Raw genomic sequence first — 18,561 nt, 5'->3', positions numbered from 1 at the left:
GAACGGAGCCACTCGATGCCAGGAATCCGCGCGCAGCGACCCGGGACGCGGGCGAAGGACACCACACCCCCGCGGACCGGCGCCGACGAGAAGGCCACCCTGCGGGGTTTCCTCGATCACCTGCGGGACGCGATCGCCGACAAGGTCACCGGCGTGCCGGAACCGCAGGTCCGGACGGGCGGGGTGCCCTCGGGCACCAACCTGCTCGGGCTGCTCAGGCATCTGGCGTTCGTCGAACGCTTCTACTTCCTCGGCGAGGACGTCGGCGACTGGCGCGCGACCATGCGGCCGTCCGCGCAGGACACCGTCGACAGCCTGCTCGCCGACTACCGCGAGACCGTCGAGCGGGCGAACCGGGTCATCGACGCCTGCCCGGATCTGTCCCTGCCCGCCCCCCGGTCCGCGCGCCCGGGGCCGGCACCGTCGATGCGATGGGTCCTGGTGCACATGATCGAAGAGACCGGCCGGCACGCCGGCCACGCCGACATCCTGCGGGAGCGGATCGACGGATCCACCGGGCGCTGACAAGCCGGGGCGCCGGGCCACGCCATGCACGTGAGCGCCCCCGCCCCGGATCCCGCAGGACCGAGAGCGGGGGCTCACGTTACGTGCTCTTGAAGATCGCCCGGTTACGGTGGCTGGCATGCCCGCTGCACCCAGACGACCCAGGATCCACTGGCAGGACGACGCCGAGTACCTCAAGAACAGGGACCGGATCGTCAGCGAGACGCCTCCGCCCTCCGCCGAACCGCCCGTGACACCCGCCGGGGACGCGGACGAGGAGCCGAGCGACCCGTAGCCGATCTCGTGTCTCACGCCCTGGTGGAGCCTTCGCGCACCGCCATCAGTCGTTCCACGTGCTGATGAGGGCCCAGCTCAGCAGCGCGACGAGCGCCAGCCCTCCGACCTCGCACACGACAGTGAACGCCGTGACGCTTATGGCCGGCGCGCTCAGGAGTACGGCACCCGCGACGGTGAAACCTACGGGTGAGGTGGATCCGTGCCGGCGTGCGCGGAGCGGGTGCCACCGGGAGCGGCTCCCACAGGGAACCGCATTCAGGGCAGCACCACGGGTCGGCACCGCCGGCGGTTGCCATCCCAGCACGCGGCGAGCCCTGCTCGCCGGAGATCTTCCTGGCGTGGCTCCGCACCAGCGCGCGGCGATGCGCCGATAATCGGCCGGCCGCACAACAGCTGGTTATGCGATGCCGCTCGCGCCGTCGACAAGCCGCTTGGATGCCATTGGCCAACCCGTGGTTTGTACCTGAAGGCGCTGCTGCCGCCGGAGGACCTGCTCGTCGCGAACGGCCGGTTGGAGTTCACGACGTGGGTCGGGGGGGCATCGGCGGCGCGCCGCCGGGAAGGTAGCGGGCCGGCGCGGGCCGCGGCCGGGTCCCGGCGTTCGGCGCGGCCCCCGCCTCCTGACCTCAGCGGCAGAACGGCGCCATGCCGAGCACGGACTTGACGCCGCCCAGCAGGTGCTGGGTGAAGTACTGGTCGCCGTCCATGGGCTCGTCGGTCCAGGCCTTGACGTCGTGGCCGAGGGTGGTGAGCCACGCCTTGCCGCCGTCGTAGTACTGGCACCAGCTCACCGGATGGTCGTCGCCGTGCCCGGGGTGGCCGAGGTTGCCGCGTACGCCGCGGGCCAGGGTCGACTCGTCCACCTCGGCCAGCACGCGGACGCGGGTCGGGGCGGGCACGAGGTTGTACCACTCGTCGGAGAAGCTCCAGGTCCGGGGCAGTCCCTGGGTGGAGACGTCGCGGCGGTTGACGGTGACGACGGTGCCGGGCTGGTTGGCGCTGTGGTCGTAGAAGTTGGCGTTGCCGAGCAGGCCCTCGTACCAGGGCCAGTTGTACTCGGTGCCGAAGGCGTTGTGCACGCCGACGAAGCCGCCGCCGGCGCGGATGTACTGGCGCAGCGCGGTCTGGGCGGCGTCGTCGAGGGTGTCGCGGGTGGTGCTGAGGAACATCACCGCGTTGTACGGCAGCAGCCGCCCGGCCGAGGAGAGCTGGGTGACGTCCTCGGTGTAGTCGACCGCGAAGCCGTTCTCCTGGCCCAGCTTGATCACCGCCTTGACGGCGACGTTGTTGTCGTTGAGCGGCGGGTTCAGGCCGGGCGCGAGCGGGGTGCCGAGGTGCGCGTGGCGGGGACCGGCGGTGCGGCTGTAGACGAGCAGCTTGAAGCCCTTGGCGGGGTCGAAGTTGCCCCAGTCGTGGTAGCAGCGGGGGTCGGTGCCGCGACAGACCCCGTAGTCGGGATCACCGAGGTTCTGCGCCCCCTCCGGGGAGGCGGCCGAGCTGGGAGCGGTGGCGGTGAGCAGGATGGCCGCCGCCGCGGTGGCGGTGGCGATGGAGAGCTTGCTGCGCATGGGCACCTCGCGTAGCGATCCGTCTGGCGGATCGAATGGTCCACTCAGGGGTTTGAGCGTAACCACGGATCTTCGCGGGAACAAGCTCTTGCCTTCACTCCCGGATCGGACTTAAGGTTCATCCGTTTTATGGATCTGGTGGTCCATTAGGCGGACCGCAGAAGCGGCGCGCGAAAGGGGGGCTCCGCCGCCGCGGAGCCCCTTTCGCGGATGCTCAGAGCCAGGTCGGCAGGATGGACGGCGGGATCGGCCCCTTGTTGCGCCGCCCCTGCCCGGTCTCCTCCCAGGCGTGGGCCAGGATCCCGACCGATCTGCTGAGCACGAAGAGGCCGCGCGCCAGGGGCGCGGGGAAGCCCAGTTCGGCGTAGATCACCGCGGTCGCCCCGTCGATGTTCATCGGCACCGGCGCGATCAGCCGCTCCACCTCGATCGCGGCGCGCAGGTGCGCGCCCGGCACCACTCCGGCCGCGACGGCCTCGGACGCCAGGCCCAGCAGCGGGTCCCGGCGCGGATCGCGCGTGTGGAAGCGATGCCCGAACCCGGGCAGGTACTTGTCACGCGCCCGCCGGCGGGCGACCACGGCGGCCGCGTCCCCGTCCGCGACCACCTCCTCCAGCAGCCGGACGCACTGCTCCCCCGCCCCGCCGTGCACGTCGCCGAGCAGGTTGACCCCCGTGGCGACGGCATTGTTGAGCCCCACCCCGCAGGTGGCGGCCATCCGGGCGACGGCGATGGACGGGGCGTGCGGCCCGTGGTCGACCGACGAGACCAGCGCCGCCTCCAGCAGCGCCGCCTGGCGGGGATCCGGCCGGTCGCCGCGGAGCATGAGCCAGATCATCTCGGCGAAGCCGATCCGCCCGATGAGCTCCTGGACCGGCTGCCCGCGCAGCTCGATGACGTCGGGCTCGATCCGCGAGACCGCGGTCGCCCACCAGTCCGCCGCCGCCTCGGCGCCGCCGCCCGGCCCGGGGACGGCGTCCTTGGCCCGCTCGCTCATGACACGGCCTCGAACTCGTCGTTGTGCTCGCCGAGCAGCGGGGCGGACCCGCGCGGGCGCAGGGCGACGCCGTCGACGACCACGCCGTTCCCGGTGAGGGTGACCTGCCGCTCGCCCGTGCCCGCGAAGGGGACCTCCGTGAGGAAGCCGCGATGACGTACCTGGTCGAGCTCGAGCGCCTGCGGCACGGTCAGGATGCGGGCGGCGGGGACGCCTTCGCGGGAGAGGATGTCCTCCCACTCCAGCGCGGTCTTGGCCCGCAGCGCCTGGTTGAGCTCCTGGTTGAGGGCCTGCCGATTGGTCTTGCGCGCCTCCCGCTCGGCGAAGCGGGGGTCGGTGGCCAGGTCGGGCCGCCCGGTGAGCCGGCACAGGGTCTCGAACTGGGCCTGCTGGTTGGCGGCGATGTTCAGGGGCCCGTCGGCGGTCTCGAAGGTGCCGGAGGGGGCGGCGGTGGCGTTCTGGTCGCCCATCGGTTCCGGCTCCACCCCGCTGATCAGGTAGTTCGACACCGTCCAGCCCATGGCGGAGATCGACGCCTCCAGCATCGACAGATCCAGGAAGCAGCCACGGCCGGTACGGTGCCGCCCGGCCAGCGCGGCGGAGACCGCCAGGGCGGCCATCAGCCCGCCCACCGTGTCGCAGATGGGGAACCCCACCCGCAACGGGGCCGTGTCAGGGGTGCCGGTGACGCTCATCATGCCGGACAACCCCTGGATGATCTGGTCGTAGGCGGGCGCCCCGCTCATCGGGCCGCTCTGGCCGAAGCCGGAGATCGCGCAGTAGACCAGGCCGGGGTTGAGCTCCCGCAGGCGCTCCCACCCGTAGCCGAGCCTGGCCAGCACCCCGGCCCGGTAATTCTCCAGCAGGACGTCGGCCCCGGCGACCATCGACTCGAAGGCGGCCCGCCCCGCCGGGCTCTTCAGATCCAGCTCGACCGACTTCTTGCCGGCGTTCTGGGCGAGGAAGGAGGCACCCATCTGCTCCCGGTTGAGCTCCGGGTCGGGGCCGAGCCGCCGGGCGAGATCCCCGGCGCCGGGCAGCTCCACCTTGACCACCTCCGCGCCGAACAGCATCAGCTGGTAACTGCAGTACGGCCCGGCCAGAACGTTGGTCAGGTCCACGACCTTGACGCCGTCCAGTGGCAACTGCTGCATTCACGCTCCATAGAGTCAAGTCAGCGGATGGTCGAACCCGCGCTCCGACATGCGCTTGGCGGCCTCGCGCAGATCCGCGGCGAATTGTTCGACACGGTCGTCGGTGAAGCGGACCGTGGGACCGCTGAGCGTCAGCGCCGCCACGGTCGTCCGCGAGCCGCCCGTGACCGGGACGGCGACCGCGGACAGGCCGGGCTCGCGTTCGCCGTGGCTGACGGCGAACCCGTCGCGCGCCGCCTCGTCGATCCAGTCCCGCAACGTGGCCACGTGTGCCGCACCATGGGGAGACGAGCGGGCCACCCGCAGGAGCAGCCGCTCCGGCGCGTCCTTCAGCAGGACCTTGGAGGAGGCTCCCGCCCACAGGGGCAGCTCGTCGCCGACCCGCACCACGTGGCGCAGCGGCTGCGGGCTCTCCTGCTGGGCGATGCAGATGCGGTGCACGTCGCGCAGGACGTAGAGGTTGACGGTCTCGCGGTGCCGGGTGCCGAGTTCGCGCATGAGCTGGACGGTCTCGGGCGGCAGCTCCCACGCCGAACGGGCCAGGTGCGCCCAGCGCCACAGGGCCGGACCGGCCGCGTAGCCCTTGGGCGTGGCCCACAGCAGGCCCATGTGCTCCAGGGTCTGCAGCAGGCGCAGCGCCGTGGTCTTGGCCAGCCCCGTCTCGTCGACGACCTCCCGGATCGTCAACGTCCGCCGGTCCTCGGTGAGCAGCGAGAGAATGTCGAACGCGCGCTGGACGCTGCGCACACCCCCGCTCTCCCCCGACGCTGCAGGAATGTTCGAAGGCACGGATCCTCACTAGTGAGTCGAAGGTGAACCTGCTGCTCACCCTCTCATGTGGTCCGTACGCTAACACCCAGTCCGCTTGGCGGTCCATATGCTCCATCAAGCGGATTGCACGGCCCTCTTGCCAGAACGTTCGCCGTCCTCATACCGTGAGGCAATCCACAGTGCGGAATCTAAGAACCGCTGCGCGGATCAATGGGAGTCATCGACCATGAGCACCATCCACGAAGCCGGTTGCTTAGTCGCCGGAGAATGGCTGACCGGCGGCGAGCACGCCGACCGCACGGGCCCTTACCTGCGGGAAACCGTCAGCCGGGCACGGACCGCCCAGCCCGGCGACATCACCGCGGCCCTGGCCTACGCCCGGCGGTCGGCCCGGCAGGTCGCCCGGCTGGCGCCCGCCACCCGGGCTGACATCCTGGAACGTGCCGCCGCCGCGGCCACGGCGCAGAGCGACCGGCTGGCCGGCCTGCTGGCGCTGGAGCTGGGCAAACCGCTCAAGGACGGGCGTGGCGAGATCCTGCGGGTGGCGGACACCCTGTCCGTCGCCGCCGCCGAGGCGAGGATGATCGGCGGCGAGGTGCTGCCGGTGGCGGGCTGGGCCCGCGGGGTGGGCAACACCGCGCTCACGCAGCGGGCCCCGGCGGGGCCGGTGCTGGCGATCACGCCGTTCAACGCGCCCGCGAACCTGCTGGCGCACAAGCTCGCCGCGTCCTTCGCGGCCGGCAACACCACGATCGTCAAGCCGCCGCCGCAGGAGCCCGCGGCCTCCACGGCGCTGGTGGAGCTGCTGCTCGAGGCCGGGATGCCGGTGGAGGCGGTACAGGTCCTGCACGGGGGCGGTGACGTGGGCGCGCGGTTGTGCGCCGCGCCGGAGATCGCCGTGATCAGCTTCACCGGCGGTGTCGCGGCCGGTCACGCCGTCGCCCACGCCGCCGGTCCGAAACGGGTGATGCTCGAACTCGGCGGGAACGCCGCGACCATCGTCTGCGAGGACGCCGACGTACCGGCCGCCGCGCGGGTGTGCGCCCGCACCGGCTACAGCAACTCCGGGCAGAGCTGCATCTCGGTCCAGCGGGTGTACGTCCAGCGCGCCCGGTTCGAGGAGTTCGCCGAAGCGCTGACCGCGGAGGTGAAGGCCCTGGTCGTCGGCGACCCGCTGGATCCGGGCACCGACGTCGGCTCGATGGTGGACGACGACGCGGCCGAGCGGGTGGTCCGCTGGACCGCCGAGGCGGCCGGTCAGGGCGCCCGGGTGACGATCGGCGGCACGCGCGAGGGCGCGGTGATGGCGCCGACCGTCGTCGCCGCCCCGCCCGCCGAGGCCCGGGTCGTGCGCGAGGAGGTGTTCGGCGCGCTGGTCGCCGTGCTCCCCTACGACGATTTCGACGAGGTCCTGGCGGAGTGCAACCGCAGCACGTACGGGCTGCAGGCCGGGCTGTTCACCCACGACGTGCGCCGCATCGTGACGGCCTGGCGCGAGCTGGAGGTCGGCGGCCTGGTCGTGAACGGCTCGTCCAACTTCCGCCTCGACCATGTCCCGTTCGGCGGGGTGAAGGACTCCGGCATCGGCCGCGAGTCGCCCCGCTGGATGATCGAGGACTTCACCGTGACCAAGACCCTGCTGCTCAAGGGCCTGACCATCTGGGGAGACCAGTGACCAACACGGCCGCCCACGCCCTCGTCGCCCAGCTCGAGGAGCTCGGCGTCGAGTACGTCTTCGGCACCTGCGGGCACACCAACATCGCCGTCCTGGACGCGCTGGCCGACAGCCGCATCCGCTTCGTCATCGCCCGCCACGAGCAGGCCGCCGCGCACGCCGCCGACGGCTACGCCCGCGCCTCCGGCAGGCCCGGCGTGCTGCTCGTGCACGTGGGCCCCGGCCTGACCAACGCCGCGACCGGCGTCATGACGGCCGCCCTGGACTCGGTGCCGATGGTGGTGATCTCCGGCGACATCCCCTCCTACTACCACGGCCGGCATCCGCACCAGGAGATCAACCTGCACGCCGACGCCGACCAGGCGAGCGTCTTCCGGCCGTTCGTCAAGCGGGCCTGGAACGTGCACCGGGCCCAGGACCTCGGCCGGTTCGTCGAGCGCGCCTTCTGGACGGCCACCTCGGGCCGTCCCGGCGCCGTGCTGGTGAACGTGCCGATGGACGTCTTCTCCCGGCCCGCCGCGCCGTACCCGCCGAACAGCCGGGCGGCCCTGCCCGGCCTGCCGGAGGCCACCGCCGAGCAGATCGCGGCCCGGCTGGCCGCCGCCGAGCAGCCGCTGATCTACGTCGGCGGCGGGCTGCGCGAGGAGACCGAGGCGCTGATCGGGCTGGCCGAGCACCTCGACATCCCCATCGCCCACTCGCTCATGGCCAAGGGCACGGTTCCGGACGCCCACCCGCTGGTCCTCGGGATGCCCGGGTTCTGGGGCCTGGACCTCACCAACACCTACGCCCGCGAGGCGGATGTGGTGCTGGCGCTCGCGACCCGGTTCGCCGAGACCGACGCCAGCTCCTGGGACTCCCGCTTCACCTGGGACTTCTCCGGCAGCACGCTCATCCAGATCGACATCGACCCGGCCGAGATCGGCCGCAACTACCCGGCGGAGATCGGCGCCGTGGCCGACGTCCGGCTCGCGGTCAAGGCGATCGCCGGCGCGGCCGCGGCACACGCGCCACGCACCCGGCCCGAGCTGCGCAAGCAGATACTGGAGGCTCGATCGGAGCTGTTCGCGGCCAGCCGGGAGCGCGGCCGGAGCGAGGACTTCCCGCTGCGGCCCGAACGCATCCTGAAGGACCTGCGGGACGCGCTGCCGCCGGACGCGATCCTGGTGACCGACGTGGGCTGGAACAAGAACGGCGTCGCCCAGTGCTACGAGCTGCCCGCCGAGGGCCGCTTCATCACCCCGGGAGGCGCCTCCACCATGGGCTTCGGCCCGGCCGCCGCGATCGGCGTGCAGCTCGCCGAGCCGGGCCGGACCGTGGTCGCGCTCATCGGTGACGGGGGCATGAGCGCGCAGCTTCCCGCGCTGCCCATGGCGGTCGAGCAGGGCGCGCCCGTCGTGTTCGTGGTGATGAACAACCGCTCCCACGGCACGATCTCGGACCTGCAGTCGGCGCATTACGGCCGCAGCCACGGCTGCGACTTCACCGACCCGGCCGGCCTGCCGTACAGCCCCGACTTCGCGGCGCTCGCCCGGGCCTGCGGGGCCGACGGCCGTACCGTCGCCACGCCCGCCGACCTCGGCACGGCGCTGCGCGAGGTCATCGCGAACCGGCGGCCCGCCGTGCTCGATGTGCCGATGGTGAACGAGCCGGTACCGACGCCGGGCCATTGGAATATCAAGGACATTTACCAGGGCCTCTTCACCGACTGACCCGCCGAAACCGTTGTAAGTTCGAGATTCCCTGAGTCGCATCCTGACGTTATAACGAACGTACTAGTCCGTGAATTAATTCTCACCCACCCCCCTACGAGGTGAACCGTGCATTTCACGAGATTCTCCATCGCAGCTGCGGCCCTGATAGCCCTCGCCGCCTGTGCCCCTCCCGGCCAGACCGGAAGCACCGAGGCGAACGCCACCGGCCCCATCAAGATCGCGAACGTCAACGCGCAGAGCGGCCAGCTCAGCTCGCTCGGCCAGTGGGAGCACAAGGGCGTCAAGCTCGCCATCGAGGAGGCCAACAAGGCCGGCGGCGTCAACGGGCGGCAGATCAAGCTCGACCTGTTCGACAGCCAGGGCGACCCCACGGTGGGCACCAACGTGGCCAGGAAGATCGCGGCCGAGGGCTACATCGCGATGCTGGGCACCGCCGAGAGCGCGGTCACGCTGGCGATGGCGCCCATCCTGAAGGACGCCAAGATCCCGAACATCACCTCGGGACAGTCGCCGAAGCTAGCCGAGCTGAAGAGCCCGTTCCTGTTCCTCAACGCGCCGACCAGCGTCACCTTCGACGAGACGCTGGCCAAGTACCTCGTGGACGACAAGGGCATGAAGAAGATCGCGCTGATCAGCAACAACGGCGCGTACGGATCCGGCGAGCACGACGCCTTCCTGGCCTCGCTCAAGACCAGGAACGTCACCCCGTCCGCCGACGAGGTCGTCACCCCCGACCAGAAGGACTTCAACTCCAACCTGGCCAAGATCCGCGAGCAGGACCCGGAGGTGCTGTTCATCGGCGCCGAGGAGGTCCAGTCCGGGCTGATCGCCAAGCAGGCGCGCGAGCTCGGCATCAAGGCGGTCTTCGCCGGCGGCGCCCCCGTGGGCACCGACGTGTACGCCACCACGGCCGGGCTGAAGAACGCCGAGGGCACCGTGGTCAGCTCCCCCTACCTGAGCAACGAGGCCACCGAGGAGATCAAGACGTTCGCCGCCAAGTACAAGGCCGCCTACAACGAGGACGCCCGCATGCACGTGGCCAAGGCCTACGACGGCGCGTCGATCCTGATCGAGGCGCTCAAGCAGACCAACGGCGAGGGCGGGCAGAAGCTGGCCGACGCCATCCGCGGCGTCAAGCGGGCCGGGCTGCTGGGGAACTACAACTACGACGCCAACGGGGTCGGCATCCACGAGACCAAGATCGGCCTGGTAAAGGACGGCAAGGTCGTGCCCGAGGCCGCGAGCTGACGTGCAGGTCTTCCTCCAGACCCTGATCGGCGGGGTCACGTTCGGGGCGGTGTACGCGCTGGTGGCGATGGGCTTCTCGATCGTCTACCGCACCATGGGCCTGGTCAACTTCGCCCACGGCAGCGTCGTCATGATCGGCGCGTACGCCGCCTCCACCTTCTACATGGCCAGCAAGCTGCCCTTCGCCGTGGCGATCATCGTGGCCATCGCGGTCACGGCACTGATCGGCCTGGTCATCGAGCGCTTCCTGCGCCCGCTGGAGAACAAGGACTTCACGCTGATGCTGATCGGCACGATCGGCTTCGGCGCGGTGCTGGAGGCCGGTGCGGTGCTCGTCTGGGGCGCCACCGGTCACGCGGTGCCCTCTCCGGTGGCGACCGGGCCGATCGACGTGGCGGGCATCCGCATCCCCACCTACAGCCTGCTGGTCATCGCCATCGCGGCGGCGGCCACCGGTCTGCTGGCGCTGTTCCTGCAGCGCACCAAGCGCGGCGCCGCCATGCAGGCGGTCGCGATGGACCACCAGGCCGCCACCGCGGTCGGCATCCACGTGGGCCGCAGCAACGCCATGGCCTTCGCCATCGGCGCCGGACTCGCGGCACTGGCCGGCAGCCTGATCGGCCCCATGCTGTACGTCAATCCCACGATGGGCGGCACCCTGGGCATCAAGGGCTTCGCGGCGGCCATGCTCGGCGGGTTCGGCAGCATGCCCGGCGCCATCGTCGGTGGCCTGGCCTTCGGGCTGCTCGACTCCTTCGCCGCGGGCAACTTCCAGGAGTACTCCGAGCTGGTCACCTTCCTCGTCTTCGCCGTCATCGTCATGATCCGCCCCACCGGCATCTTCGGAGAGGCAACGGTGAACCGCGCATGAAACGTCTCCTATGGCTGGTGCCGCTGGCCGTCGCGGCCTGGCTGCTGCCGTACGGCCTGGGCGGTTACGCCATCCACGTCGCCGACGTCGCGATCATCTTCGCGATCCTGGCCATCGGGCTCGGCCTGACCATGGGCGTGGCCGGGCAGATCAACCTGGCCCAGGTCGCCTTCTTCGGGGTCGGCGCCTACGCGGTCGCCATCCTCACCACGAAGGCGGGGTTCGGCTTCTGGACGGCGTCCGCGCTGGCGCTGCTGGCCGCCGTGGTGTTCGGCGTGCTGGTGGGCATCCCCGCGCTGCGCATGCAGTCGCACTATCTCGGCATCGTCACCCTCGGCCTGGCGCTCGCCTTCACGAACTGGGTCACCAACGCCCACGTCGCCGGCCGCGCCGAGGGCATCAGCGACATCCCGGTGCCGTCGATGTTCGGCCTCGACCTGTCCAGCGGTTACCTGTTCTACTACGTCGAGCTGATCGTCTTCGCCGTCGCCCTGGCCTTCGCGCTGCTGGTCACCCGCTCACCGCTGGGCCGCCGGCTGCGCGCGATGCGCGACGACGACCTGGCCGCGGGCGCTCTCGGCGCGGAGATCCCGCTGCTGCGGATGACCGCGTTCGTGCTGTCCGGCCTGTACGGCGGCCTGGCCGGCATCCTGTATGCCGGGCTCATCCGCTTCGTGGCCCCCGAGTCGTTCAACATCGCGAACATGTTCCTGCTGCTCGCCATGGTGATCATCGGCGGCCGCAGCAGCATCCTGGGCTGCGTCGTCGGCGCGGTCGCGCTGTCCCTGGTCCGGGAGGCGCTGCTGGACGCCTCCGGCTTCGCCCAGCTCGGCTACGGCCTGGTGGTCGTGCTCGTGGTGGTGTTCGCGCCCAAGGGGCTGGCGGGCCTGCCGGGGCAGATCCGCTCCCTCCTGCGTGGGCGCGGCGGCGGCTCGCGGGCCCAGCTCGGCCCGTTCCAGCCCTACGAGGCCACCTCTCCGGCCACCGAGGAGGACGCGCTGGAGATCCGGGAGGTGACGATGCGGTTCAAGGGGCTGGTCGCGCTCGACGCCGTGTCCCTCACCGTTCCCACGGGCCAGATCCGGGGCATCGTCGGGCCCAACGGCTCGGGCAAGACGACGCTGTTCAACGTGGTAAGCGGGTTCTACCGGCCCAGCCAGGGATCGGTGGTGCTGCGCGGGCACGACGTGACCGGGATGGCGCCGTACCAGCTGTCCCAGCGCCGCGTCGCGCGTACCTTCCAGAACCTGCGCCTGTTCGAGGACCTCAGCGTGCGCGAGAACCTCCTGCTGGGGCTGGACCGCACCCGCACCTCGTGGATCTGGCGCTACCCGAGCCTGCCGTGGAAGGTCCTGGGGTACGAGCAGGCGCTGCGGCGGCGGGCCGAGGAGCTGATCGAGCGCTTCGGGCTCGCCGAGGTCTCCGACGCCGAGCCGCGCTCGCTGCCGTACGGCATCCAGCGCCGCATCGAGCTGGCCCGCGCCATGGCCATGTCCCCCACCCTGCTGCTGCTCGACGAACCCGCCGCCGGGCTCAACGGCGAAGAGGTGCGCCAGCTCGCCGACATCGTCCGGTCCATCAGGGACTCGGGCGTCACCGTGATCATCATCGAGCACAACATGGGCCTGGTCATGTCCCTGTGCGACCAGGTCACCGTGTTGTCCAGCGGCAAGGTGATCGCCGATGGACAGCCGGCCGAGGTCGCCGTGCACCCGGACGTGGTCGCCGCCTATCTCGGTGACTCGATGTCCGCACCGACCGAGGAGACCGCCGAGGCCGCCGTCGAGGAGGCAACCCGATGACCACGCTGACCGTGGAAGGACTGTCGGTTCACTACGGCGGCGTCCGTGCCGCCCACGACGTCTCCTTCACCGTCGAACCCGGCCAGTCGCTGGGCATCATCGGCGCCAACGGGGCGGGCAAGACCTCCACCCTCAAGGCGGTCATGGGCCTGGCGCCGCGGCAGGCCAGGACCATCCGCTTCGGCGAGCACAACCTGCTGCGCGCGCCCGCGCACACCTTGGTCCGGCACGGCATCGGCTACGTGCCGGAGGGCAGGCACGTCTTCCCCGGGCTCACCGTGGAGAAGAACCTGCTGCTCGGCGCGTACGCCGGCAGCTGGAAACGCACCCCGATCGACGACGTGTACGAGTTGTTCCCCGTGCTGGGCGAGATGCGGGGCCGGCTGGCCGGCGCGCTGTCCGGCGGCCAGCAGCAGATGCTGGCCGTCGGCCGGGCCATGATGTGCCGGCCCAAGGTGATGCTGCTGGACGAGCCCTCGATGGGGCTGTCGCCGAAGCTCGTGGCGGACATCGCCGGCGTGCTCAAGAAGCTCAACGCCGCCGGTCTGTCCATCCTGCTCGTCGAGCAGAACGCCAAGCTCACCTTCGACGTCACCACCACCTGCCTGGTCATGGAGAACGGCGAGATCGCCGCGAGCGGCACCTCGGCCGAGCTGAGCAACGACCCCCAGGTCAGGCGGATCTATCTCGGCCTGTGACCGCGCGCTCCTGGCCGCGTGCGCGGCAGCATGCCCTGAGCAAGGTCCACTAGGCGGATCAGACGGTCCATTGACGGCCCCTGGACACCGCTTTATGGTTCGACCATTGAATGGCACTAACAGTCCACGTAGTGGAACATGAAGGGATGGTCATGGTCCGTCGTCGAGAGTTACTCGCGGGCGCCGCCGCCGCCGTCGCACTCGCGGGAGCCGGGCAGAGCCCGGCCGCCGCCGCCGTACACCGATCCGACCGGAACTTCCCGAAGGTCGGCGGCAACCTGGCCAACCAGAACTACAGCCGGCTGAGTGCCCTTCACCGAGGCAACGTCAAGCGGCTGCGGGCCGCGTGGGTGAACAACATCGAGGGCGGGCTCATGGCGGGCAACAGCCAGAGCACCGCCGTGGCCGTGGACGGCGTGCTCTACATCGAGTCGGCGCTGGGCAACGTCGTCGCGGTGGACGGCCGTACCGGGGCCATGATCTGGAAGTACGCCCAGACGCGCGGCGCGGTCACCCGGCGCGGCGTGGCGGTCGGCGCGGGCAAGGTGTTCACCTGCGCCAACGACAACTGGCTGATCGCCCTCGACCAGCGCACCGGCCAGGTGGTCTGGGAGCGCCAGCACAACGGGTACGGCAACCTGGAGAAGGTCGCCGTCACCTACCACGACGGCATGCTCTACTGCGGCACCAACGACGGCCCGCGCGGCGCCGCCCTGGCCTTCGACGCGGAGACCGGCGACCTGGTGTGGCACTTCTGGGGCACGGCCGCCCCCGGCCAGATCGGCGGCGACACCTGGGAGGGCGACTCCTGGCAGGTCGGCGGGGCGACGCCGTGGATGCACTGCGCCATCGACGCCGAGCTGGGCCTGGTCTACTGGACGTTCGGCAACGTCAGGGGCAGCAAGTCGTCGCAGGACGGCTCCGAGCGCGGCGGCCAGAACCTGTTCGCCAACTCCCTCGTCGCCATGGACCTGAAGACGGGCGCCTACCGCTGGCACTTCCAGTCCATCCACCACGACATCTGGGACATGGACAACGTCATGGCGCCCATCCTGCTCGACGCCCGCGTGCGGGGGCGGACGCGCAAACTCGTCGTGTACGGCAGCAAGACCGGGATGTACTACATCCTCGACCGCGCCGACGGCTCGGCCCCGCTGGGCATCGACGAGGTGCCCGTGCCGCAGGAGCCCCGGCAGAAGACCTGGCCCACCCAGCCGTTCCCGCGCCAGGGCGGCTGGACCGAGCAGACCCCTGTCCGGCAGCCGCTCGGCACCGAGATCCCCGGCCTGCCCCACCGGGCCGTGCCCAACTACAAGATCGGGCCGCTGTACACCCCGCACTGGGACGAGCCGATCCTCACCATCCCCGGCCACGGCGGCGGCGCCGACTGGAACCACCAGTCCTACAGCCACAGCACCCGCCTGGTCTACACCGGCTTCGGCTACGTCGCCGCCGCCCACTCCCTCACCGAGTCGTCCAACGGGCTGCGCCCGCCCGGCGAGTACATGACCGGCGGCGTCGTGGCCGTGGACCCCTCGACGAACCGGGTGCGCTGGAAGAAGAACATGCCGTACTCGCTGGCCCACGGCAACGGCATCCTCACCACCGGCTCCGACCTGCTGTTCATCGGCCAGCCCGACGGCAACCTGCTCTGCCTGGACGCCCGCGACGGCCGCGAGCTGTGGCGCTGGCAGACCGGCGCCGGCGTCAGCAGCTCCCCCATCGCCTACGAGATCGACGGCGAGCAGTACATCGCCGTCTACGCCGGCGGCACCAGCATCCCGTACGGCAACTCCGCCCCGCGCGGCGACCACCTGTGGGCCTTCAAGCTCGGCGGCACCGTGCCGCCTGCCGACACCCCGCCGCCGCCCGTGGTCCGCCGCCCGGTCTCCGGCCAGCCGGTGGACGGCAGCGCGGTGAACAACACCGTGGTGCTCGCCCGCGTCTACGCCAACGGGCAGGTCGGCACGGAGGAGTCCACGGCCGTCAACGCCATGGCCCCCACCCACCTGCGCGTCCCCGCCGGGACCACCGTCACCTTCGTCAACCCCGCCGACAACGTCAACGTGCACGGGGCCACGCAGTTCTTCGAGGGCCTCTTCGACATCCGCCTCAAGCCGGGCGAGTCGTTCCAGTACACCTTCACCAAGCCGGGCGAGTACTTCTTCAACGACACCTTCAGCCCGCGCCCCACCGGCAAGATCGAGGTCCTGCCCGCCTGACCCTCCGGGGTCCCCGCCCGTCACCACACCCCCGCCGCACTCCGGCGGGGGTCCTTGGCGAGGGACGGGGATCGGCGGGAGACCTTGGGCGGGACCCGCACCCCGCCCTCCGCCGCGCTTCGGCCGGGGTCCCCATGAGGGAAGGGGAAGTGGCGGGAGCCCGGTCGGGGTTCGAGCGGTCAGGGGGCGATCAGGGCGACGTCGGGGGTGGCCCGGGGGAAGCGTTCCAGGACCAGGGGGTCGTGGCCGGCGACCACGAGTCCGGGGGCGTCCGCCAGCTCCTTGATGCGGTCGAAGGCGCCGTACATGCCGGTCATGCTGTGCAGGATCGGGAAGGGCCGGTCACCCTCGATGTTCTCGTAGAAGTGGCTGGCGTCGGAGGCCAGCACCACGTGGCCGCGGGAGGTCTCGACCCGGACCACCTGCATGCCCGCCGTGTGCCCGCCGACCAGGTGCACGCTCAGGCCGGGCACCACGAACGCGTCCCCGTCCACCACCCGCACCCGGCCGTCCTTCCTGGCGGAGAGCAGGTGGCCGAGGTCGTGGTCGTCGAGCAGCCAGCGCTCGCGCGCGATCCGCTCGGCCCAGGGGCCGGTCCAGTAGTCGAGCTCGGCCTGCTGCACGACGTAGCGGGCGCGGGGGAACTCGTGGGCGGTGCCGGTGTGGTCGTAGTGCAGGTGGGTCAGCACCACGTGGTCCACCGACTCGGCGGCGACGCCCAGCTCGGCCAGGGCCTCGACGGGCGAGCAGCGGTAGTCGACGCCCTCGGCGCGCGCCGCCCGCTCCGGGGCGATGCCGGTGTCGACGACGACCGTGTGCTCGTCGGAGACCGCCAGCCAGACGTAGTAGGCGGTCGGGTGGGAGCTCTCGCCGCCGGGCTCGTAGCCGTGGAAGTGCTCGCCGCGCCGGGCGTCGCGCTGCGCGTAGCGTACGGCGTGGACGCGGAAGCCGCTCACACCTTCACCCGCCCGGCGGGCTTGAGCCCGAGCTGGGCGGTCGGCACCTGGTACGTCTCCTTGGCGGTGGCCACGGCGGCCACGTTCACCAGGCACACCACCGCGGTGATGATCGAGACGCCGAGCCAGCTCTCGGGCCCGGTGCCGGCCACGGCGGTGGCCACGGTGGGCGCGAAGCCGGCGATGGCGAAGCCGATCTGGGTGCCGATGGCCATGCCGGACAGGCGGACCCGGGTGGTGAACATCTCCCCGTAGAACGACGGCCAGACGGCGCTGGTGGCGCTGTGCACCACGCCGAACATCACGATGCCGGCGATGAAGATCAGCGCGTAGTTGCCGGCGGAGATCGACCACAGGTAGGCGAACATGAGCACCGCGCAGCCGAGCGACCCGCCGACGAAGACCGGCTTGCGGCCGACCCGGTCGGACAGTTTGCCCCACAGCGGGATGCTGATCACCGCGGCGACGTTGGCCAGCACGCCGACCCACAACATGGGCCCGCGCTCCAGGCCTATCGTGTTGACCGCGTACGACAGGGCGTGCACGGTGAAGATCGTGCTGACCGAGGCGATGACCGCGGCCACGACCACCCGCAGCACGTCGCGCCACTGCTCGCGGAACAGCACCGCCAGCGGCGCCTTGGGCACGCTGTTGGTGGCGACCTCCTGCTCGAAGGCCGGCGTCTCCTCCAGCGTGCGCCGGATGACCAGCCCGACCACCGCCACCACCACGCTCAGCCAGAACGGCACCCGCCAGCCCCAGCTCAGCAGGTCCTCCTCGGGCAGGGCCGCGATCGGCAGGAAGATCGCGGTGGCGATGATCTGGCCGGCCTGGGTGCCGTTCAGCGTGAAGCTCGTGTAGTAGGCCCGGCGGTTCTCCGGCGCGTGCTCCAGGGTCATGGAGTTGGCGCCGGCCTGCTCCCCGGAGACCGAGAAGCCCTGCAGCAGGCGCAGCACCACCAGCAGGACCGGTGCCAGCAGGCCCACCTCGTCGTAGGTGGGCAGGCAGCCCACCAGGAACGTCGAGCCGCCCATCAGCACCAGCGTGGTGACCAGCACCCGCTTGCGGCCGAACTTGTCACCCATGTGCCCGAGCACGAAGGCGCCCACCGGCCTGGCCAGGTAACCCACGCCGAACGTGGCCAGCGCCAGCAGCGTCCCCGTGGCGGGCGAGGAGGAGGGGAAGAAGATCTTGTTGAAGACCAGGGCGGCGGCCGTGCCATAGATGAAGAAGTCGTAATACTCCAAGGCGCTGCCGATCCAGGCCGCAATGGCCGCTTTGCGGGGTTTGCCCTGCACCGTCACAATATGCTCCTCACAGCGACATCGGGGGGTAGTGCGGTGACAGGAAACTAACTCACCGGTTCGTACATTACAAGAGCGTTGCCGCAGGATTAAGGGTCCGGACCAGGATCAGGCGCCCGAGCCCCGTACATAGGCCACGACCATATCCCCCACCATCGCGCGTAACCGGGCACGATGCTCGGGCGCGCTCATGTCGCGCCCGAACAGCGCGCCGAAGGTGTGCTGGTTGGCCACCCGAAAGAAGCAGAACGAGCTGATCAGCATGTGCACGTCAACGGCGTCGGCCCCCTGGGTCAGGCAGGTGACGAAGTCGCCGCTCGCCGTGCCCGCTTCGAGGATCGCCTCGATGAGGTCGAGCACGGGCGTGCCGAGGTTGGCCAGGGGCCGCGACGTGCGGATGTGCTCGGCCTGGTGGATGTTCTCGATCGTGACCAGCTTGATGAAGTCGCGGTGCAGGTCGTGGTGGTCGAAGGTCAGCTCGGCCAGCGTGCGGATGGCCTCCACCGGCGCCAGGTGCCCCACCTGGACCGCCCGCTCCATCTCGCGGACCTCGGCGTAGGCCTTCTCCAGCACGGCGACGTAGAGCCGCTCCTTGCTGCCGAAGTAGTAGTAGATCATGCGCTTGGTCGTGCGCATGCGGGCGGCGATCTCGTCCACCCGCGCCCCCGCGTAGCCGTGGCGGGCGAACTCCCGCTGGGCGACCTCGAGGATCTCCGACCTGGTGCGGTCGGGGTCCCGCCGGCGCTCGGGGGCCGCGGGCTGAGCGGTCACCCGCCCAT

16 protein-coding genes are annotated in these 18,561 nt (G+C 70.9%); 9 read left to right on the top strand and 7 right to left on the bottom strand.

Features of this window, described 5'->3' with window-relative positions:
* Nucleotides 1-15 precede the first annotated feature (15 nt).
* Nucleotides 16-525, top strand: a complete 510-nt coding sequence (locus ACTWPW_RS49670) for a DinB family protein (RefSeq protein ID WP_443172950.1) — start codon at nucleotides 16-18, stop codon at nucleotides 523-525.
* Between the two features lie 118 nt (nucleotides 526-643).
* Nucleotides 644-799 carry a hypothetical protein gene (locus tag ACTWPW_RS49665; RefSeq protein WP_443172949.1) on the top strand — a complete coding sequence of 52 codons (156 nt, stop codon included), beginning with the start codon at nucleotides 644-646 and terminating at the stop codon, nucleotides 797-799.
* A 628-nt stretch (nucleotides 800-1,427) separates the two neighbouring features.
* On the opposite strand, the gene ACTWPW_RS49660 is transcribed toward ACTWPW_RS49665, so the two are convergent.
* The 4 genes from ACTWPW_RS49660 to ACTWPW_RS49645 all read right to left on the bottom strand — a co-directional run bounded on the left by ACTWPW_RS49660 (nucleotide 1,428) and on the right by ACTWPW_RS49645 (nucleotide 5,267).
* Nucleotides 1,428-2,369 carry a ThuA domain-containing protein gene (locus ACTWPW_RS49660; RefSeq protein WP_443172948.1) on the bottom strand — a complete coding sequence of 314 codons (942 nt, stop codon included), beginning with the start codon at nucleotides 2,367-2,369 and terminating at the stop codon, nucleotides 1,428-1,430.
* 214 nt (nucleotides 2,370-2,583) lie between these two features.
* The gene (locus tag ACTWPW_RS49655; protein WP_443172947.1) at nucleotides 2,584-3,366 is read right to left on the bottom strand and encodes a citryl-CoA lyase; all 783 of its coding nucleotides are present in this window, start codon (nucleotides 3,364-3,366) and stop codon (nucleotides 2,584-2,586) included.
* Nucleotides 3,363-4,520: a CaiB/BaiF CoA transferase family protein gene (locus ACTWPW_RS49650; protein ID WP_375114241.1), complete on the bottom strand. Its 1,158-nt coding sequence runs from the start codon at nucleotides 4,518-4,520 to the stop codon at nucleotides 3,363-3,365. Before ACTWPW_RS49650 ends, ACTWPW_RS49655 begins: the two co-directional genes overlap by 4 nt.
* Nucleotides 4,521-4,535: 15 nt before the next feature.
* On the bottom strand, nucleotides 4,536-5,267 hold the full coding sequence (locus tag ACTWPW_RS49645) for an IclR family transcriptional regulator (protein ID WP_375114242.1): 732 nt from the start codon (nucleotides 5,265-5,267) through the stop codon (nucleotides 4,536-4,538).
* Between the two features lie 250 nt (nucleotides 5,268-5,517).
* Between ACTWPW_RS49645 and ACTWPW_RS49640 the strand changes: the two genes are divergently transcribed.
* From ACTWPW_RS49640 to ACTWPW_RS49610, 7 genes are all read left to right on the top strand, one after another.
* Nucleotides 5,518-6,966, top strand: coding sequence for an aldehyde dehydrogenase family protein (locus tag ACTWPW_RS49640; protein WP_443172946.1), 1,449 nt, complete (start codon nucleotides 5,518-5,520; stop codon nucleotides 6,964-6,966).
* The gene (locus ACTWPW_RS49635) at nucleotides 6,963-8,678 is read left to right on the top strand and encodes a thiamine pyrophosphate-binding protein (protein ID WP_443172945.1); all 1,716 of its coding nucleotides are present in this window, start codon (nucleotides 6,963-6,965) and stop codon (nucleotides 8,676-8,678) included. The genes ACTWPW_RS49640 and ACTWPW_RS49635 overlap by 4 nt, the downstream gene beginning before the upstream one ends.
* A 108-nt stretch (nucleotides 8,679-8,786) precedes the next feature.
* Complete coding sequence (locus ACTWPW_RS49630; RefSeq protein WP_375114245.1) at nucleotides 8,787-9,929, top strand: ABC transporter substrate-binding protein; 1,143 nt, start codon at nucleotides 8,787-8,789, stop codon at nucleotides 9,927-9,929.
* Nucleotide 9,930: 1 nt separating this feature from the next.
* A complete protein-coding gene (locus ACTWPW_RS49625; RefSeq protein WP_375114246.1) occupies nucleotides 9,931-10,800 on the top strand; it encodes a branched-chain amino acid ABC transporter permease in 870 nt (289 codons plus the stop codon).
* On the top strand, nucleotides 10,797-12,602 hold the full coding sequence (locus ACTWPW_RS49620) for a branched-chain amino acid ABC transporter ATP-binding protein/permease (RefSeq protein ID WP_375114247.1): 1,806 nt from the start codon (nucleotides 10,797-10,799) through the stop codon (nucleotides 12,600-12,602). The genes ACTWPW_RS49625 and ACTWPW_RS49620 overlap by 4 nt, the downstream gene beginning before the upstream one ends.
* Entirely contained in the window at nucleotides 12,599-13,300 is a 702-nt protein-coding gene (locus ACTWPW_RS49615) for an ABC transporter ATP-binding protein (RefSeq protein WP_375114248.1), read from the top strand. The genes ACTWPW_RS49620 and ACTWPW_RS49615 overlap by 4 nt, the downstream gene beginning before the upstream one ends.
* Before the next feature lie 152 nt (nucleotides 13,301-13,452).
* Nucleotides 13,453-15,522, top strand: a complete 2,070-nt coding sequence (locus ACTWPW_RS49610) for an outer membrane protein assembly factor BamB family protein (RefSeq protein ID WP_375114249.1) — start codon at nucleotides 13,453-13,455, stop codon at nucleotides 15,520-15,522.
* Between the two features lie 179 nt (nucleotides 15,523-15,701).
* Here the strand turns inward: ACTWPW_RS49610 and ACTWPW_RS49605 are convergent, their stop codons facing one another.
* The 3 genes from ACTWPW_RS49605 to ACTWPW_RS49595 form a co-directional block, all read right to left on the bottom strand.
* A complete protein-coding gene (locus ACTWPW_RS49605) occupies nucleotides 15,702-16,478 on the bottom strand; it encodes an N-acyl homoserine lactonase family protein (protein WP_443172944.1) in 777 nt (258 codons plus the stop codon).
* Nucleotides 16,475-17,776 (bottom strand): MFS transporter, encoded by a 1,302-nt coding sequence (locus ACTWPW_RS49600; protein WP_443172943.1) that lies wholly within the window; start codon nucleotides 17,774-17,776, stop codon nucleotides 16,475-16,477. Before ACTWPW_RS49600 ends, ACTWPW_RS49605 begins: the two co-directional genes overlap by 4 nt.
* Nucleotides 17,777-17,890: 114 nt before the next feature.
* Nucleotides 17,891-18,553, bottom strand: coding sequence for a TetR family transcriptional regulator (locus tag ACTWPW_RS49595; RefSeq protein ID WP_443172942.1), 663 nt, complete (start codon nucleotides 18,551-18,553; stop codon nucleotides 17,891-17,893).
* Between the last annotated feature and the right edge of the window lie 8 nt (nucleotides 18,554-18,561).

This window comes from Nonomuraea sp. KM90, assembly GCF_052246675.1.
Taxonomy (GTDB): domain Bacteria; phylum Actinomycetota; class Actinomycetes; order Streptosporangiales; family Streptosporangiaceae; genus Nonomuraea.
The sequence above is the reverse complement of the archived record's forward strand: the minus strand, read 5'-3'. Positions and strand labels throughout refer to the sequence as shown.

What these genes read in the sequence shown, in the direction of transcription:
- ACTWPW_RS49670 (WP_443172950.1), top strand. Translation starts at nt 16, where the DNA reads ATGCCAGGAATCCGCGCGCAGCGACCCGGGACGCGGGCGAAGGACACC.
- ACTWPW_RS49665 (WP_443172949.1), top strand. Translation starts at nt 644, where the DNA reads ATGCCCGCTGCACCCAGACGACCCAGGATCCACTGGCAGGACGACGCC.
- ACTWPW_RS49660 (WP_443172948.1), bottom strand. Translation starts at nt 2,369, where the DNA reads ATGCGCAGCAAGCTCTCCATCGCCACCGCCACCGCGGCGGCGGCCATC.
- ACTWPW_RS49655 (WP_443172947.1), bottom strand. Translation starts at nt 3,366, where the DNA reads ATGAGCGAGCGGGCCAAGGACGCCGTCCCCGGGCCGGGCGGCGGCGCC.
- ACTWPW_RS49650 (WP_375114241.1), bottom strand. Translation starts at nt 4,520, where the DNA reads ATGCAGCAGTTGCCACTGGACGGCGTCAAGGTCGTGGACCTGACCAAC.
- ACTWPW_RS49640 (WP_443172946.1), top strand. Translation starts at nt 5,518, where the DNA reads ATGAGCACCATCCACGAAGCCGGTTGCTTAGTCGCCGGAGAATGGCTG.
- ACTWPW_RS49620 (WP_375114247.1), top strand. Translation starts at nt 10,797, where the DNA reads ATGAAACGTCTCCTATGGCTGGTGCCGCTGGCCGTCGCGGCCTGGCTG.
- ACTWPW_RS49615 (WP_375114248.1), top strand. Translation starts at nt 12,599, where the DNA reads ATGACCACGCTGACCGTGGAAGGACTGTCGGTTCACTACGGCGGCGTC.
- ACTWPW_RS49610 (WP_375114249.1), top strand. Translation starts at nt 13,453, where the DNA reads ATGGTCCGTCGTCGAGAGTTACTCGCGGGCGCCGCCGCCGCCGTCGCA.